At 67.0% G+C, this 16075-nt stretch carries 16 protein-coding genes; 7 read left to right on the forward strand and 9 right to left on the reverse strand.

Going from position 1 to position 16075, the window contains the following annotated elements:
* Window positions 1–17: 17 nt before the first annotated feature.
* From A5659_RS02025 to A5659_RS02035, 3 genes are read right to left on the reverse strand one after another with little or no spacing between them, the layout of a single operon-like run.
* On the reverse strand, window positions 18–635 hold the full coding sequence (locus A5659_RS02025) for a TetR/AcrR family transcriptional regulator (RefSeq protein WP_067142752.1): 618 nt from the start codon (window positions 633–635) through the stop codon (window positions 18–20).
* 56 nt (window positions 636–691) lie between these two features.
* On the reverse strand, window positions 692–1516 hold the full coding sequence (locus A5659_RS02030; protein WP_067142755.1) for an SDR family NAD(P)-dependent oxidoreductase: 825 nt from the start codon (window positions 1514–1516) through the stop codon (window positions 692–694).
* Between the two features lie 57 nt (window positions 1517–1573).
* Window positions 1574–2794, reverse strand: a complete 1221-nt coding sequence (locus A5659_RS02035; protein ID WP_067142005.1) for a cytochrome P450 — start codon at window positions 2792–2794, stop codon at window positions 1574–1576.
* 209 nt (window positions 2795–3003) lie between these two features.
* On the opposite strand from A5659_RS02035, the gene A5659_RS02040 reads away from it, so the two are divergent.
* Entirely contained in the window at window positions 3004–4500 is a 1497-nt protein-coding gene (locus A5659_RS02040) for an acyl-CoA carboxylase subunit beta (RefSeq protein ID WP_066866588.1), read from the forward strand.
* A gap of 15 nt (window positions 4501–4515) precedes the next feature.
* Here the strand turns inward: A5659_RS02040 and A5659_RS02045 are convergent, their stop codons facing one another.
* From A5659_RS02045 to A5659_RS02065, 5 genes are read right to left on the reverse strand one after another with little or no spacing between them, the layout of a single operon-like run.
* The gene (locus tag A5659_RS02045; RefSeq protein ID WP_067179059.1) at window positions 4516–5559 is read right to left on the reverse strand and encodes a TIGR03857 family LLM class F420-dependent oxidoreductase; all 1044 of its coding nucleotides are present in this window, start codon (window positions 5557–5559) and stop codon (window positions 4516–4518) included.
* Complete coding sequence (locus tag A5659_RS02050; protein ID WP_066866585.1) at window positions 5556–5936, reverse strand: nuclear transport factor 2 family protein; 381 nt, start codon at window positions 5934–5936, stop codon at window positions 5556–5558. Before A5659_RS02050 ends, A5659_RS02045 begins: the two co-directional genes overlap by 4 nt.
* A complete protein-coding gene (locus A5659_RS02055) occupies window positions 5936–7081 on the reverse strand; it encodes a PHB depolymerase family esterase (RefSeq protein WP_066866583.1) in 1146 nt (381 codons plus the stop codon). Before A5659_RS02055 ends, A5659_RS02050 begins: the two co-directional genes overlap by 1 nt.
* A gap of 18 nt (window positions 7082–7099) precedes the next feature.
* Window positions 7100–8722 (reverse strand): NAD(P)/FAD-dependent oxidoreductase, encoded by a 1623-nt coding sequence (locus A5659_RS02060; RefSeq protein ID WP_067179061.1) that lies wholly within the window; start codon window positions 8720–8722, stop codon window positions 7100–7102.
* Entirely contained in the window at window positions 8709–9167 is a 459-nt protein-coding gene (locus tag A5659_RS02065; RefSeq protein ID WP_066866578.1) for a nuclear transport factor 2 family protein, read from the reverse strand. Before A5659_RS02065 ends, A5659_RS02060 begins: the two co-directional genes overlap by 14 nt.
* 83 nt (window positions 9168–9250) lie before the next feature.
* On the opposite strand from A5659_RS02065, the gene A5659_RS02070 reads away from it, so the two are divergent.
* From A5659_RS02070 to A5659_RS02095, 6 genes are read left to right on the forward strand one after another with little or no spacing between them, the layout of a single operon-like run.
* On the forward strand, window positions 9251–10258 hold the full coding sequence (locus tag A5659_RS02070; protein ID WP_067179063.1) for a Rieske 2Fe-2S domain-containing protein: 1008 nt from the start codon (window positions 9251–9253) through the stop codon (window positions 10256–10258).
* Entirely contained in the window at window positions 10255–10884 is a 630-nt protein-coding gene (locus tag A5659_RS02075; protein WP_066866574.1) for a cysteine hydrolase, read from the forward strand. Before A5659_RS02070 ends, A5659_RS02075 begins: the two co-directional genes overlap by 4 nt.
* Window positions 10881–11501: a PaaI family thioesterase gene (locus tag A5659_RS02080; RefSeq protein WP_066866572.1), complete on the forward strand. Its 621-nt coding sequence runs from the start codon at window positions 10881–10883 to the stop codon at window positions 11499–11501. The genes A5659_RS02075 and A5659_RS02080 overlap by 4 nt, the downstream gene beginning before the upstream one ends.
* Window positions 11502–11509: 8 nt before the next feature.
* Window positions 11510–13162, forward strand: coding sequence for an acyl-CoA synthetase (locus A5659_RS02085; protein WP_066866570.1), 1653 nt, complete (start codon window positions 11510–11512; stop codon window positions 13160–13162).
* Between the two features lie 37 nt (window positions 13163–13199).
* The gene (locus A5659_RS02090) at window positions 13200–13673 is read left to right on the forward strand and encodes an SRPBCC family protein (protein ID WP_067021686.1); all 474 of its coding nucleotides are present in this window, start codon (window positions 13200–13202) and stop codon (window positions 13671–13673) included.
* Window positions 13670–14512 (forward strand): SDR family oxidoreductase, encoded by an 843-nt coding sequence (locus A5659_RS02095; RefSeq protein WP_067021684.1) that lies wholly within the window; start codon window positions 13670–13672, stop codon window positions 14510–14512. The genes A5659_RS02090 and A5659_RS02095 overlap by 4 nt, the downstream gene beginning before the upstream one ends.
* A 6-nt stretch (window positions 14513–14518) precedes the next feature.
* Here the strand turns inward: A5659_RS02095 and A5659_RS02100 are convergent, their stop codons facing one another.
* Complete coding sequence (locus tag A5659_RS02100; RefSeq protein ID WP_082975873.1) at window positions 14519–16018, reverse strand: aldehyde dehydrogenase family protein; 1500 nt, start codon at window positions 16016–16018, stop codon at window positions 14519–14521.
* Window positions 16019–16075: the final 57 nt, after the last annotated feature.

Genomic DNA, 16075 nt, shown 5'->3' on the forward strand with positions numbered 1-16075 from the left:
GCTTTCCCTAATACCCTTTAAACCGGAATCGATTCCAGCAGTGCGGTGATCAATTGCGCGAGCAGATCGGGGTTGATGGTTCCCGGACGCAACACCTCTTCCATCGCGACCCCCAGGTTGATCGTGACGACGAGCTGGGCTACGTCGGTCAGTCGCCGGTCGCCCGGCACGGTGTCGGTCGATTCGACGATGTGCAGTGCCTGGTCGGCCGCGGCGCGGCGGCGCCCGATCAGGCGTTCCCGTAGCTGTGGATCGCGCTGGGCGCGCAACCAGTACTCGACGAGCAGTACGTAGTAGTCGGAATGGTCGCGGACCGAGTCGAGCACCGATCGGCTCACCTCTCGCGCGGCCGCGGCGCGGTCGCCGTCGCTGCGGCCCAGCGCAATCGCGATCTGCTCGCCGCGCAGCTCGAACTCGCGGTCGAGCAGGGCCAGGAACAGCTCGTCCTTGGATTCGAAATTCGAATACACCGCACCCTTGGTGAAGCCCGCGGCTTGGCCGATGGCGTCGATGGTGGCACCGGCGAACCCTTCGGCGGCGAAAACCTTCGACGCCGCGTCCAGGATCCGGTCGCGAACCTCACCCCGGGTGGGGCGGCTGCGAAGCGGCTTGACAGGTGACATGTGCAGCAGCATACCGTTCGGTATCGGTTAGATACTACGGAGTATCGAAGATCACCCCGACGGAGCCGTCAGCCGACCCTGAACGCGGTGCGCTCCCACAGTTCGGCGGCCAATCGCGGGTCCTCTGCCAGACGGCTGGTGTTGGCGACCTTGCGCTTGGCGTAGTACGCGCCGGGTGTCCACTCAGAACCGGGCGTGCTCGACGCCAGCCGCACCAACTGGTCGGCGCCCTGGTCCGAGGTCGAGATGAACAGCGCCGCCGGGGTGTACCGCTGCATGAAGACCAGGAATCGCGAACCCGACGCGACACCGATGTTGGAGTTGACGTTGCCGGGATGCACGCTCGCGACGGAAAGTCCGCCGGCATGGTAGCGCCGGTGTAATTCCTTGGTGAACAACATGATTGCCAACTTCGACAACGCGTAGGCAGCGGCCGGCCGACGGCTGGCGGTGTTCTCGAGGTCGTCGACGGTGGCCCGGAAAATCAGCTTGTGCGACGAGCTGGTGGTGTTGACGATCGTGGCGTGCGACTGCAGCAGCACATCCAGCAATTGGGTGGTCAGCAGGAACGGCGCCAGGTAGTTGACCTGATAGGTGCGTTCGTAACCGTCGGCGGTCAGCTCGATCTTGCTGGCCATCCTGCCCGCATTGTTGAGCAACACGTCGATGCGCGGGTATTGCGAACGAATCTTTTCCGCCAGTGCCCGGACCTGGGACAGGTCGGCGTAATCGACGACGAAGTAGTCCGCGTCCAATTCGGCGGCCACCGCGGCGGTCTTGGTTGGGGAGCGGCCCACCACGACGATCTGGTCGCCGGTGCGGCTGAGGCGACGGGCCGCGGCTGCGCCGATGCCGTCGCTGGCGCCGGTGATGACAATCGTCCTGCGCGTCATTGCGAGACCTCCACACCGGAGTGTAGCGAGGACCCCGCCGCAACGGCGCGGCCGCGCTCAGGTCAGCGAGTAGCGCACCGGAAGGTGTTTGAGGCCGCCCACGAAGGTGGTGGCGACCAATTCCGGATCACCGGTCAGTTCAATGGATTCCAGGCGGGGCAGCAACTCGGAGAAGAAACTGTTGACCTCCATGCGGGCCAGCGCCGCACCCATGCAGAAGTGCACACCGTAACCGAAGGCAAGGTGCTTGTTGGGGTCGCGACCGACGTCGAAGCGGAACGGATCGCTGAAGACGTCCTCGTCACGATTGGCCGAAACATAGGACAGCAGCACCGAATCGCCCGCGGCGATGGGCGCTCCCCGCACGGTGGTGTCTTTGGCGGCGGTCCGCATGAATTCCTTGACCGGTGTCACCCAGCGGATCATCTCCTCGGTGGCCAGCGGCATCAGGTCCAGGTTGTCGCGCAGGCGCCGGCATTGATCGGGGTTCTCGATAAGGGCGTGCAGCCCACCGGAAATGGTCGCGCTGGTGGTGTCGTGGCCCGCGGTGGCCACGATCAGGTAGTAGGACACCGTGTCGATGTCCGACAACGGTTCGCCGTCGACCCGGGCATTCGCGATCGCCGACGCCAGGTCCTCGGTCGGGTGCTCACGACGAGACGCCGTCACCCCGTTGAAGTACTGGAACATGTCGAACAGCGCCGGCAGCTGATCCTCGTTGGTGCTCCCGCGTTTGAATTCGGAGTCGTCACTGCCGAACAACTCCTGGGTCAGCTTGAGCATCCGCGGGAAATCGGCCTCGGGCAGCCCCAGCAGCGACATGATGACGTAGAGCGGGTAGTTGACCGCGACCTCCTGCACGAAGTCGCATTCTGGGCCGACCGCCATCATCTTGTCGACATAGGTCTTGGCTAGTTCGTCCACCCGAACCTTCAACGCCCGCATCGCCTTTGGGCGAAACCAGTCGGAGCCGATCGCGCGCACCACCCGGTGCTGCGGGTCGTCCAGGTGAATCAGCGTCCGCACCCCGGCGGCCGCCTGCATCTCGTCACCTTCGGCGGTGGTCAGCACCGGCCGGGGCCAGTTGGTGAAGAGCATGTTTTCGCGTTCGATATCCATGATGTCGGCGTGTTTGGTGATCGCCCAGAACGGCCGGTAATTCGGGACCTCTACCCACGACACCGGGGCGTTGGCGCGCAAGTGCGTCAGCGCGGCATGCAGCCGCCGCTCGTCGGTGTACGCCAACGGGTCCGCCAAGAGCTTCGCGGCCTCGTCCATCGTCGTTGCACTCACTGGTGAGACTCCTCGATTTGGGACGCCTGGTCGACCTCCCGACGAGCGGCGTCAGACATGCGGGTAACTTTACAGTAAGCAATCCAGTATGTGACCCTGCAACGTGGCGATCGCAAGCGCGGCGTAGCCGGGCGCGGCGGGTCGCCACCAAAGGACTGGTCGCGCGACGAATCTCCGTGAGGTAGGACATAGGAATGGCGAAAGCCCAGGATTGGGGAGAAACGCTCAAGGATCTCGAGCGGCGCCGCCGGCAGGCGTGGGACATGGGCGGGCCGGAGCGGCTGGACAAGCATCGCGGCAAGGGCAAGCTCGACGCCCGTGCGCGCATCGACTACCTGCTCGACCCGGGCACGTTCCGCGAGCTGGGCACCCTGGTCGGCGGCGAGATCGCGGCCGACGGCCTGGTTGTCGGCTCCGGGGAGATCAACGGCTCACCAGTGATGCTGGGGGCCGAGGATTTCACCACCATGGCGGGCAGCATCGGCCCCGGTGGCAACTCGAAGCGGTACCGCATCGCCGAACTGGCGGTCCGGGACAAGATTCCGCTGGTGATGCTGCTCGAGGGGGCCGGCTTCCGGCCCACCGGTGGCCATTACGGCCGGACCCCCACCGACCTGCTGGCCCAGGCGCAGTGCTCGGGCCGAGTCCCGACCGTCGCCGCCGTACTCGGCCCCTCGGCCGGGCACGGCGCACTGGTGGCGCCGGTCTGCGACTTCCGGATCATGAGCAGGCAGGGAGCGATCTTTACCGCCGGACCGCCTGTCGTCAAAGAGTCCACCGGAGAAGAGATTTCGAAGGAGGACCTCGGTGGACCGACCGTCGCCCTGCCGAGCGGCGTGATCCACAATGTCGCCGAGGACGACGAGGCCGTCCTCGACGACGTCCGCCGCTATCTGTCCTACTTCCCGCCGAGCGCATGGTCCTATCCGCCGCCGCTGCCCGCCGACGAGGCCGCCGAGCCGCGGCAGACGCCGGAGTTGCTCGACATCGTGTCGCGGGACAACCGCCGCGTCTACGACATGCGCGCCGTACTCGACGTCATCTTCGACAGCCCAGACTGGTTCGAGGTGCAGCCGCAGTACGGCAAGGCGATCATCTGCGGGCTGGCCCACCTCGGCGGTCACCCGGTTGCGGTGGTGGCCAACCAGCCTCAGGTGCTGGCGGGCTCCATCGACGCCGACGCCGCCGACAAGGCCGCGCACTTCATCATGGTGGCCGACTCGTTCCACCTGCCCATCGTCTTCCTCGCCGACAATCCCGGCATGCTGCCCGGCAGCCGCTCCGAGCGCAGCGGCGTGCTGCGTGCCGGCGCACGGATGTTCGCCGCGCAGACGGCCGCCACCACGTTGAAGCTGCATCTGACGCTGCGCAAGGCGTACGGGTTCGGGTCGATGGTCATGTCGCTGTTGGGCTTCGACCATCAGGTCGCGACCTTCGCCTATCCCGGGGCGACGATGGGCGCCATGAGCGCCGCGGCGCTCAGCCGCGCGTCACACGCCGGCGAGGACCTCTCGGCCAAGCTGCGCAACGCCGAGCTGGAGGCGTCCTTCCGGTCGGCCGAACACATGGGCTTCGACGAACTCATCGATCCCCGGGAGACGCGCGACGCGTTGCTCGCGTCCTTGAAGCGCGGCCTGTCCAGCAGGCAGGCCGCCGCCGAACCGGTCACCCGGACCGTCATCATGCCGTGATTTTTTCTGCACGCGCTACTTAGCGGCGCGGTAGGCCGCGACGATCGGCTCGAGCTCGTCGGGGGTGGCGCCGTGCATGATGAGCGCGTCGGCCCCGTAGTCGAATTCCTTACGGACGCGATCCACACACTGCTGCGCGGACCCGGTGGCCGAGGGCTCCAGCCATTCCTCGGGGATCAGCGTCGCGATGTGCTCGATCTGCTCGGCGGTGCCCTTGTGATCGATCCCGCCCGCGATCGAGGTGACCACCGGGTCGTCGCGAAACCGTTGCAGCACAGCGGGATCCCAGTTGTTGGTCTGCACCAGCAGATCGCCGTAGCCCTGCAGGTAGGTGGCCAGCCGCGCCACGGTCTTCTTCAGCCGCAGTTCTTCGGGCAGATGGTCACCGACGGTGGCGAAGCACGACCACACCCGCACGCTGTCCGGGTCACGGCCGGCCTTCTCGGCGGCCGACTTCACGATTTTGACGCTGCGCTGCAAGGTCTCCGGGGTGAAATAGGTGTGCAGTACGACGTCGTCAAACACGCGCCCCCCGAGCGCGAGGGTGTTGGGACCGAAGGCCACCAGCGCCAGTCGAATATCCTCGTTGAAGTCGGGATCGAGAAACAGGATGGGGTACTTGCCCATCGGGCCGTCGTGATTGAAGATCAGCTCGCCATGCCACAGCCGCCGCATGACCTGGGCCCAGTCCTCCATCTGCGCCGTCGTCACCGCCGGGATGCCGAAGGCCCCGTAGATCGCGGCGATGCCTCGGCCGACGCCCAGGGTGAACCGGCCGCCCGACAGGCGATGCATCGTGGTCGCCCACGACCCGGTGATCAGCGGATGACGGGTGTTGTGATTGGTAGCGGCGGTGGCGATCTGCATCCGGTTGGTCACCGCGCAGGCCGCCCCGACCAGCGACGACGCCTCCTTGACATTCCACCGCTCTGAGATGAAGGCGGTGCCGAAGCCGAGTTCCTCGCCGCGGCGGGCCTCGTCCATCAACGTCGCCGGGCCCTCACCGCCCGCCCCGGCCAACAGGTAGAACCCCAATTCATCAAGCGTCCGGTCAGTCAATTCCAAACCCCTTGCTGGTAGCCGCCGTTCCAAACCTCGGTTATCTTGCCATCGACTACGCGGAACACCTCGATGCTGGCGATATTGGTCTCGGTGCCGTCCTTGGTGGTGATCGTCGAGTCGTAGACGATCGCCACGTGCTCGCCGTCGTCGCCCTCGATGACGATGTTGAGGTCGAAGTGCAGCGAATCGGCCAGCTCCCACATGTCCACCACCCGCTGCACCGCTTCGGCGTGGGTCAGCGTGCGCGCACCACCGACCTCGTGCCGAATCACCGTGTCGCCCAACAATTCCTCGGCCAGCTCGATGTTGCGTTCGTTCCACACGACGAGGTTGTAGAGCTCGACCACGGTTCGCGCGGTCCAAGTGGGTGCCATCAGTCGGGCACCGAGTCGTCCGCTTTCAGCGCGGCCACCTCGCCCAGGAATCGGTCGGTGATGCGCTGCACCCGTCGCGAGAAGATGTGCCCGACGTGGCTGCCGTCGTACCAGTACAGTTGGCCGCCCCAGCGCTCCTGCAATGCGTCGGTGGGCTCGCGCATCGCCATCCGGTCGTGCCACGCCCCGACGATGAGCCGGCGCTGCGGCGGCGGGGACGGAATGACCGCCAAGGGATCGATCACCGAGGTCAGCTTCGTGACCGCCGGCGATTCCAGCAGCTCGCGGAATCCCTCGCGCGATGAGCCCCACCGTTGCAGGTGCCGCGCGATCATGGCGTTGAGCCCCAGGATGGGCGTGTAGAGCGCGACCGCGTCGGTCTGCTTTTCCAGGTGGGAGACCAGCGCGGCCACCGGGCTTCCCATCGAAATCCCCGCCACCACAACGGCCGTGGCCTGCGGCCGCACCCAGCGCACGACGGCGCGCACCTCGGAAACCACGCGCATCATTCCCGCCACGTTGCCCAACGGATCCATGTCGGGATAGGCCGGCCATTGGCGTCGCCGGCAGCCGTGGCCGGGCTGCACCGGCATCGCCACGTTGTACCCGAGCTTGTGATGGATGCGTCCGATCCGGGACAGCAGCAGGTCCTCGGTGCCACCCTGGCCCGCGCCGTGCACCCACACCAGCCACGGCCTGGGCCCGTCGCCGTGCCGGCACAGGTGCACCACCGCCCGCGCCGGGCCGCCCAAACCCTCGGCCGCCAGCGTGGCCGGCAAGGCAGGGTCGTGCTCGAAAGCCATCCGCTCGTAGCCAAGGCCTGCGATGCTGCGCCTGCGAATCGACGTCGGCCGCAACGGGTTCGGGTCGGCGTGCGCCCGGTCGATGCCCAGCGAGGAGAGCTCCTCGGCCGCCGCGGTACACCCATCCAACGGCCGCATCGGTGCAGGGCTTCGGCCCAGCAGCGAAAAGGCGCTCAGCACAAGTTCATCGAGCATCGCCTCGCCGAACTGACGCGCACCGCGCGGCGAGAGCGGGGACCAACCGGTCGACTCGCGCAGGCCGGCCACCGTGCGCGGCATCAGCATGCCCAATTCGCGGGCCACATCTCTGGCCAGGCTCAGCCCGCTCAACGCCGTCGCCATGTCGCTCACCTTCGCCAGCTAGACCAGTTTGAACCCGATGTATCCGCCGGCGGCGATTTCGTCGCAGCGGCGCCGGTATTCGGGTATCCCGCCGGTATAACCCATGTACATCCGTTTCTTGCCGGGCACGTTGCCACCGTTGTACCAGGAGTTGCACGACGGATGAACCAGGACGGTCGGCGCAACGAGCGCGGTGGCGTGGTCGATCCATTCCTGCTGGGCGCTGCTGAGCGCCTCGATGGTGCGGATGTCGTTGGCGCGCAGATACGCGATGCAGTCACCGATCCACTCCACGTGCTGTTCGAGGGCGGCGACGAAGTTGGTCGCGGCGCTCGGGCTGCCCGGCCCCTGAACCGTGAACAGGTTCGGGAAGCCGGCGACCGCGAGGCCGAGATACGACAGCGGCCCCTCGGTGGCCCAGAACTCGCCCAGCGACATTCCCCCGCGACCGCGCACATCGATGCGGCTGAGCGCACCGGTCATGGCGTCAAAGCCGGTGGCGTACACGATGACATCGAGTTCGTGCATCCGGTCCTCGGTGCGGATTCCGGTCGGTGTCACCTCGCGGATCGGCGACTTCCGCAGATCGACCAGGCTGACGTTGTCCCGGTTGAACGTCTCGTAGTAACCCTGGTCGATGATCGGCCGCTTACAGGCAAAGGGGTGTACCGGCACCAACGAGGCGGCCGTGTCGGGATCTTTGACGATCCGGGCCACCGCCTCGCCGTACAGCCTGGCGGCCATCCGATTGGCTTCGATGTCGAAGAAGATGTCACCCCAGTTCAGCGCCCCCATCACGCCGTTCTCCTCGATGGCGCGCAATTGTTCTTCGCGGGTCGCCGACTTCAGCGGCGGTCGGCCGAGCATGTCCAGCAGCACGGAGAAGGCGCTCAACCGCGCCGCCCCGATCGGGTGGGCGCGTTGGGCCGCCCGGATGTCGGCGTAGCGGGCCTTCATGTCGTCCAGTTCGCCCGGTTCGAACCGATGCACCCGCCAGGGCAGGGTGTAGGCGGGCGAGCGCTGAAACACCGACAGGTGCAACGCTTCTCGGGCTACCACGGGGATGAGCTGAACGCCTGTCGAACCGGTGCCGATGACACCGACCCGCTTGCCGGTGAGGTCCACGCCGCCCTCCGGCCAGCGGCTGGTGAACAGGGAGGTCCCGGCGAAGGTATCCATTCCGGGGATGTCGGGTTCCAGCGGCACCGACAGAATTCCGGAGGCGGCGACGACGAACGGGACCCGGAAGGTTTCGCCGGTCTCGGTGCGCACCTGCCACCGGCCGGCTTCTTCCTCGAACGTCATCGCGACGACCTTGGCGCCGAACTGGATGTCGCGGCGAAGGTCGAGCCGGTCGGCCACGAAGTTCAGATAGGCCTCGATCTCGGGCTGGGCCGGCATCGACTCCGTCCATACCCACTCCTGCTGAATATCTTCGGAGAAGCTGTAGGAGTATTCGATGCTCTCGATATCGCAGCGCGCGCCCGGGTACCGGTTGAAAAGCCAGGTTCCGCCCACCTTTTCGGCCATCTCCAGCACGCGCGTGCGCAGCCCGAGTTGCCGCAGCCGGTGCAGCATGTACAGCCCGGAGAAACCGGCGCCGATGACGAGCACGTCGAACGAGGTATCAGCTTTTGCCATCGTCACCGCCGGTGATCTTCAGGATGGTTCGGGTGAGGTGCAGCGACTTGATCTGCCAACGACCGTCCCGTTTCTGGTAGGTCTCGTGGTAGTGGCCGGCGCCGTACAACTCGCGGCCGTCACCGAAGATCAGCAGGTCCTCCATCGCCCAGATGCCGGCCGCGGTGGTCGCGGAGGTGAGCGTGATCTCGGGGGTGTGACAGTGATGTTTGGTGGCGACTCCCTCGAGCCCGCCCATCACCATCGGCGCGAAGTTCTGCACGCCTTCGATCGGTGGCGCGGTCTGCGGGTCGGCACCGGCGGTGGACACCGCCATATCGAGGGTCACCACGACATCGGTGGTGAACACGTCGCGCCAGGACTCGAGGTCTTTGGTGTCCAGGAAGCGGCAGTAGCGCGCCTTCAGTTGTCGGATGGCTTCCAGCTCGTCAGCCGCTGTCGTCATTTCACTCCTTGCCGTGTGCCGGCCGGACTGCTGAAATCTATACTGTAATGGATTTAGTATCAACGATGGCGAGAGGCGCTGGTGTGAAAGTCCCGTTCACCTGGAAGGTCACCGGCTGGTTCATGGTCGGCTGGTCCCCGGAGTTTCCCGTCGGCGAGGCGCGGCCGCTGCAGTATTTCGGCGAGGACCTGGTGGCCTACCGCGACGAGCAGGGCGAGCTGCACGTCCTGGAAGCGCACTGCAAGCACCTGGGCGCCCACCTCGGCCACGGCGGCAAAGTCGTCGGCGACTGCGTCGAGTGCCCCTTCCACGGCTGGCGCTGGGGCCCGGACGGCTGCAACAAATACATCCCCTACCAGCCCGACCGGCCCAACCGCGGGCTACGGCTGAAGGTGTATCCCGTCCGCGAGCAGTACGACTGCGTCTTCGTCTGGCACCATCCGGACGGCAAGGAGCCGCAGTGGGAGATGCCCGACATCTTTCACAAGTTCCCGCAATTCGAGACGGACCCCGCGGCCTATTACCGCGCATACCCGGAGTTCTCCCGGCGTGCGGAGCGCGAACCGGTGCACCCGCAGATCGTGGCCGAAAATGCGCCCGACAGTGCGCATTTCGAGTACGTGCACCACGCCACCGTGACGCCCAGGGTGCTGGAGTGGAGGATCGTCGACCAGGAATGGCAGTTCATCGCCGGCTGGCCCGACGCGCGCAGCGACAACCCGGACGACCTCGCATTGCGGTTCCACAGCCACCTGTTCGGCCTCGGCGGCGCGATCAGCGTCTTCGAGGGCGCCCAGAATCATCGGCTGATCTTCACCTGCACGCCGGTCGACGACGAATGCTCGGACCTGTTCTACTCGATCTGGTGGCCGCGACTGCCCGGCGACACCGCGGATGTCCCCGAGGGCAAACTGCGGGAGGTCATCGAGAAGCAGTTCCTGTCCACCGTGTTCGACGATTTGCAGATCTGGCGTTACCAGAAGTACGTCGAACACCCCGCGCTGTCGAAGACGGACGCGAAAGGCTATATGGCGCTGCGGAAGTGGGCGACCCAGTTCTACGACGTCGCGCCGGTGGGCGCCCCCGCATGACGGATCGGCTGGCCGAACTGATCGCGCCCGCGCACACCGCACTCGTCACCCAGGAGTGCCAGGGCGCGGTGATGGGTCCCGACGCCGGGCTGGCGATGCTCGCCGAGGAAGCCCGCCGCGAAGCGCTGCCCAACATCGCGCGCCTGCTGCCGGCAGCCCGGGCGGCCGGGGTGCGCATCGTGCACTGCCTCGTGCAGCGCCGGTCCGACGGGCTCGGCTCCAACCACAACGCAAAGATCTTCGCGATGGGCGGCGGGAACCGGGTGGACATCACGCCCGGCACGCCGGGTGCGGAACTGCTGCCCGAATTGGGGCCGGAGCCTTCGGATTTGGTGTTGCGCCGCTGGCACGGCGTGGGCCCGATGGGTGGCACGGACCTGGACGCGGTGCTGCGCAATCTCGGGGTGTCGACCATTGTCGTGGTGGGCGTCTCACTGAACATCGCCATCCCCAACCTCGTCATGGACGCCGTCAACGCCGCCTACCGGGTGGTCGTCCCCCGCGATGCGGTCGCCGGCATACCCGCCGACTATGGTGCAGCGATGATCGCCAACACGCTGTCGCTGCTGGCCACCATCACAGGTACCGAGGACCTGCTGCGGGCCTGGGACGAAGGAACGCGATGACCGATACCGCGCCGGAAGTTCGTGGCGGATTTCCCGACGTCAGACCCGTCGAGAATGCCCCTGCGGAACTGGGCCCGTTCGTCGCCGCGCTGCGCCGGCTGCAGGACCTGACGGTGTCCACCAGGCCCGATCCCGAGTTGTGGGCCGCCGCGGCCGCGCACCTGGAGAACGCCTGCGCGCTGCTCGACGGCCACCAGGTCCCGGAGACCGAGGCGGTGGCCGGCCGGGTGCTGACGCTGCCCGGGCTGGCCCATCCCCTGATGCCGCCCTGGCTGGTGACCGAATCCGGTCCCGAGGGCGTGACGATGGCCGGTCACTTCACCACCTCGCACATCGGCGGGAACCGGGCCGTGCACGGCGGCATGATCCCGCTGTTCTACGACTGGCTGTTCGGCATGGTGGTGACGTCCGCGGACATCCGCCCGACGCGCACCGCCTTCCTGCACGTCGACTACCGCAACATCACCCCGATCGACCAGCCACTGACGGCCCGGGGCCGCATCACCGACATCGAGGGCAGGAAGGTTTTCATTGACGCTACTATGATAGCCGCCGATGGAACCTTGCTCAGCGAAGCCAACGGCCTGATGGTCCGACTGCTCCCCCACCAGCCGTGAGAGGCACGATGTCCGACACCACAACAACATTCACGGTCCCGGCCGTCGCGAAGGCCGTCGCCGCCGCGATCCCCGATCGCGAGCTGATCATCCAGGGCGATCGGCGCTACACCTATGCGCAGGTGATCGAACGCTCCACCCGGCTGGCCGCGTACCTGCATTCGCAGGGGTTGGGCTGCCACACCGAGCGCTCCGCGCTCGGCGGTCATGAAGTGGGCCAGGATCTGTTGGGCCTCTACGCCTACAACGGCAACGAATTCGTCGAGGCGTTGCTGGGCAGCTTCGAGGCGCGCGTCGCCCCGTTCAACGTCAACTTCCGCTATGTGAAGAGCGAGCTGCAATACCTGCTGGCGGACGCCGGCGCGACCGCGCTGCTCTACCACGCCGCGTTCGCACCGCGAGTCGCCGAGATCTTGCCCGAGCTGCCACAGCTGCGCGTGCTGATCCAGATCGCCGACGACTCGGGTAACGAGTTGCTCGAGGGCGCGGTCGATTACGAGGCCGCGCTGGCGTCGGTGTCTCCGGAGCCGCCGCCCGTGCAGCACTCCGCCGACGACCTGTACGTCCTGTACACCGGTGGCACGACGGGAATGCCGAAGGGCGTGTTGTGGCGCCAGCACGACATCTTCATGACGTCCTTCGGCGGACGGAACCTGATGACCGGCGAGCCGTCGAGCTCCATCGATGAGATCGTCGAACGCGCCGCCTCCGGGCCGGGCACCAAGCTGATGATCCTGCCCCCGCTGATCCACGGTGCGGCCCAGTGGAGTGTGATGACCGCGATCACCACGGGCCAGTCCGTCGTGTTTCCCACGGTCGTCGACCATCTAGACGCCGAGGACGTGGTGCGCACCATCGAGCGGGAGAAGGTCATGGTGGTCACGGTGGTCGGTGACGCGATGGCGCGCCCCCTGGTCGCCGCCATCGAGAAGGGGATCGCCGATGTGTCGTCGCTGGCGGTCGTCGCCAACGGCGGCGCCCTGCTGACCCCGTACGTCAAGAAACGCTTGATCGAGACGCTGCCGAACGCCGTCGTGGTCGACGGTGTCGGATCGTCGGAGACCGGGGCGCAGATGCACCACATGTCGACGTCCGGGGCGGTGGCGACGGGGACCTTCAACGCCGGGCCGGACACTTTCGTTGCCGCCGAGGACCTTTCGGCGATCCTGGCACCCGGGCACGACGGGATGGGCTGGCTGGCGCAGCGGGGCTACGTTCCACTCGGCTACAAGGGCGATGCGGCCAAGACGGCCAAGACCTTCCCGGTGATCGACGGCGTGCGCTACGCCGTCCCCGGCGACCGCGCGCGCCACGGCGCCGACGGCTCCATCGAGTTGCTCGGCCGCGATTCGGTGACCATCAACTCCGGCGGCGAGAAGATCTTCGTCGAGGAGGTCGAAACGGCCATCGCGTCACATCCCGCCGTCGCCGACGTGGTGGTCGCCGGCCGGCCCAGCGAACGGTGGGGCCAGGAGGTCGTCGCCGTGGTGGCGCTGGCTGAAGGTGCCAGCGCCGAAGCGGCGGAACTGGTGGCCCACGCCGCGCAGACGCTGGCGCGCTACAAGCTCCCCAAAGCGATCGTGTTCCGCGCGGCCATCGAGCGGAGCCCGTCCGGCAAGGCCGACTACCGGTGGGCGCGCGAGCAGGCGGTCAATGGCTGACCGGCAGCGCCGGTAGCCGCTGAGGAGGGCGCAGGCCATGTCATTGCTGCAGAAGGACGAGACGCTGACGGCCTCGGCCCAGGTGCGCGCGTCGGCCGACCAGGTTTACGCCGTGATCGCCGACGTCACCAGGATCCCCGAGTGGAGTCCCGAGACGCGACGCGCAACGTGGCTGTCGCCCAACCGTTTTCGCGCTTGGAACCGCCGACGGCTCGGCCGGTGGCGGACGGATGCCGAAGTCGTCGACGCGTGGCCCGGACACAAGTTTTCGTTCGTGGTGCAGGCCATGGGCGGCGACTGGACGCAATGGACATACCTGATCGAACCCGGTACCACTGCGGGTACCGCGCGCCTCACCGAAACCTTCCGGATGTGCGTGCCGTTGCCGCTCGGCGCTGTGGTTTTCGAGCGCCTGTTCCTGTTCGTCCGGGATCGTCGTAGCGATCTGCAAAAGAACCTCGAGACGTCCGTGGGTCGGATCAAAGCGATTGTGGAGGCAGGGAACTCATGAAGTACCAAGGCCGTGTCGCCGTGGTGACGGGTGCCGGCTCGGGCATCGGCCGCGCCTTGACGCGGGCACTGACCGAAGAAGGCGCGCACGTCGCGGCGTCCGACATCGATCCGAATGGCCTGGCCGAAACCCAGGCCGGGTGTCCGCCCGGGCAGGTCACGCCGTATCGGGTCGACGTCGCCGACCGGGATGCGGTGCTGGGCTTCGCCGACGAGGTGCACCGGCAACACGGGCCCGCCTCGCTGGTGTTCAACAACGCCGGAGTCGACCTGTTCGCCGGCGTGGCGGACATGTCCTGGAAGGACTTCGATTGGCTGATGGGCATCAACGTCGGCGGCGTCGTCAACGGCACCAAAGCCTTTCTGCCGCAACTGATCGAGGCAGGCTCCCCCCGGAGCCCCTCCCGACTGGTGAACCTGTCCAGCGCGTTCGGTCTCATCGCGATTCCCTACCAGGGCGCTTACAGCACTTCAAAGTTCGCGGTGCGTGGCTTCACCGAGGCGCTGCGCCAGGAGATGATCATGGAAGGCCGTCCGGTGACCGTGCACTGCGTGCATCCCGGCGTGGTGCGGACCAACTTCGGCGCGAACATGCGCACCTCGGATACCGAGGATCCCGATCTCGCGGCCAAGCTCTTCGACCGGACGGCGCTGACCTCGCCCGCCAAGGCCGCTCGGCTCATTCTGCGTGGCGCGGAGAAGAATCGGGCCCGGATCCTCATCGGCCCCGACGGGCGGGCGATGGCGGCGATGCCGCGGCTGCTCGGCGTGCGCTACGCGGACCTGCTGGCCCGCGCCGCGAGGCTGACCAGCCCGGGATCCGCACGCGCCGACCGCTAGACCTCGCTAGCCGCGCGGGTGGCCGCGGAGCCGCCGGCGGGTGCGAGCGCGTGTCATGCGCATCATCACCTCGGCGCCCAGCCGCAGGGGCCGGCCGAACGGCGGCGCCGCGCTTCCGGTGATGCTGAAGGGCAGGTCATTGCCCACCACCGTGCGGTGATGACTGAACGCATCGAAACCGGCCTTGCCGTGGTAGGCGCCCATCCCGCTGCGGCCCACTCCCCCGAACGGCGCCGCCGACGGGATCATCTGCGCCGCAAAGTCATTGCGGGCGACCCCACCGCTTCGGGTGCTGCGGACGAAGGCCCGGAATTCGGCATCGTCGGGTCCGTACCAGTACGCCACCAGCGGCGTCGGTCGGGCATTGATGTATTCGATGGCCTCGGCCGGCCGCGAATACGCCTTGACGACGAGAACCGGACCGAAAACCTCCTCGCCGGCGATCTTCATGCCGTCGTCGACATCACGGATGATGGTGGGTGCGATCTTGCGGGAGGCACGGTCCGACAGCGACTCCCCCACCGGCGCAATGGTTTCCACCGTGGCACCCCTGCCCCGCGCATCCTCGATCAGCCCGACGACTCGGTCGAAATTCGCCTGATTGACACTCGAGCAGTAGTCCTTGTTCGCCACGATCGTGGGGAACATGTCCCGCAGGGTGTGTCGCGCGGCGTCAACGAAGGCCTCCAGCTTCTCCTCGGGCACGAACACGTAGTCGGGGCACACGCAGACCTGGCCCCCGTTGACCATGCGAGCCTGGGCGATCCGTGCCGCCGCGCGCCGAACGTCGGCAGCCGGTGCGACGACGACGGGGTTCTTGCCCCCGAGCTCCAGCGTCACCGGAACCAGATTCTGTGCCGCCGAGCGCTGCACCAGCGCCCCGACCGACGGTGAGCCGGTGAAGAAGAGATGGTCGAACGGCAACCCTGCGAAGGCCGCCGCCACGTCGGCACCACCGGTGACGACGTGCAACTCGTCGGGGTCGAAGTACTCCGGTGCCAGCGAGGCCATCAGATCGGCGGTATGCGAGGTGACCTCCGACATCTTGATCATCGCCCGGTTGCCGGCCGCGAACGCGGTGGCCGCGGGCAGGACAACGAGATTGAGCGGGAAGTTCCACGGCCCGATGATTCCGATCACCCCGAGTGGTGAGGGCTGAACCTCCGCCCGCAGTCCGCACAGCCGCGCGGCCGGCAGCAGCTTGGTGGGCCGCATCCACTGGGCCGCATGGGATCTGGTGTGCTCGATGACCGAGAACATCCCGATGACCTCGGTGAACAAGGTAGCGGCCTTGGAGCGGGTGCCGAAGTCCGCCGCCATCGCCTCCACGAACGCATCGGTGTGGTCCACCACGAGTGCCATCAACCGATCGATGCGGTTGCGCCGCACCGCCAGCCCGGGCGGCCCCTCATCCACGAACGCCTGGCGCTGCCTCGCAAGGACGGCGCCCAGCTCAGCGACCCGCCGTTCGAGTGCGGCGGGAGCGTGTCCGTCGAGTGTGCTCATGAATCACCTTCGGTATCCAACCCGCGAGCGACCTCGCCGGTAATGCCCATATTGCCT

The organism is Mycobacterium sp. 1165196.3 (assembly GCF_001673415.1).
GTDB classification, from domain to species: domain Bacteria; phylum Actinomycetota; class Actinomycetes; order Mycobacteriales; family Mycobacteriaceae; genus Mycobacterium; species Mycobacterium europaeum_A.

Excerpts from the sequence above, each read along its gene's own strand:
- A5659_RS02025 (WP_067142752.1), bottom strand. The coding sequence starts at position 635 with ATGCTGCTGCACATGTCACCTGTCAAGCCGCTTCGCAGCCGCCCCACC.
- A5659_RS02030 (WP_067142755.1), bottom strand. The coding sequence starts at position 1,516 with ATGACGCGCAGGACGATTGTCATCACCGGCGCCAGCGACGGCATCGGC.
- A5659_RS02035 (WP_067142005.1), bottom strand. The coding sequence starts at position 2,794 with ATGGACGAGGCCGCGAAGCTCTTGGCGGACCCGTTGGCGTACACCGAC.
- A5659_RS02040 (WP_066866588.1), top strand. The coding sequence starts at position 3,004 with ATGGCGAAAGCCCAGGATTGGGGAGAAACGCTCAAGGATCTCGAGCGG.
- A5659_RS02050 (WP_066866585.1), bottom strand. The coding sequence starts at position 5,936 with ATGGCACCCACTTGGACCGCGCGAACCGTGGTCGAGCTCTACAACCTC.
- A5659_RS02055 (WP_066866583.1), bottom strand. The coding sequence starts at position 7,081 with ATGGCGACGGCGTTGAGCGGGCTGAGCCTGGCCAGAGATGTGGCCCGC.
- A5659_RS02060 (WP_067179061.1), bottom strand. The coding sequence starts at position 8,722 with ATGGCAAAAGCTGATACCTCGTTCGACGTGCTCGTCATCGGCGCCGGT.
- A5659_RS02065 (WP_066866578.1), bottom strand. The coding sequence starts at position 9,167 with ATGACGACAGCGGCTGACGAGCTGGAAGCCATCCGACAACTGAAGGCG.
- A5659_RS02075 (WP_066866574.1), top strand. The coding sequence starts at position 10,255 with ATGACGGATCGGCTGGCCGAACTGATCGCGCCCGCGCACACCGCACTC.
- A5659_RS02080 (WP_066866572.1), top strand. The coding sequence starts at position 10,881 with ATGACCGATACCGCGCCGGAAGTTCGTGGCGGATTTCCCGACGTCAGA.
- A5659_RS02085 (WP_066866570.1), top strand. The coding sequence starts at position 11,510 with ATGTCCGACACCACAACAACATTCACGGTCCCGGCCGTCGCGAAGGCC.
- A5659_RS02090 (WP_067021686.1), top strand. The coding sequence starts at position 13,200 with ATGTCATTGCTGCAGAAGGACGAGACGCTGACGGCCTCGGCCCAGGTG.
- A5659_RS02095 (WP_067021684.1), top strand. The coding sequence starts at position 13,670 with ATGAAGTACCAAGGCCGTGTCGCCGTGGTGACGGGTGCCGGCTCGGGC.
- A5659_RS02100 (WP_082975873.1), bottom strand. The coding sequence starts at position 16,018 with ATGAGCACACTCGACGGACACGCTCCCGCCGCACTCGAACGGCGGGTC.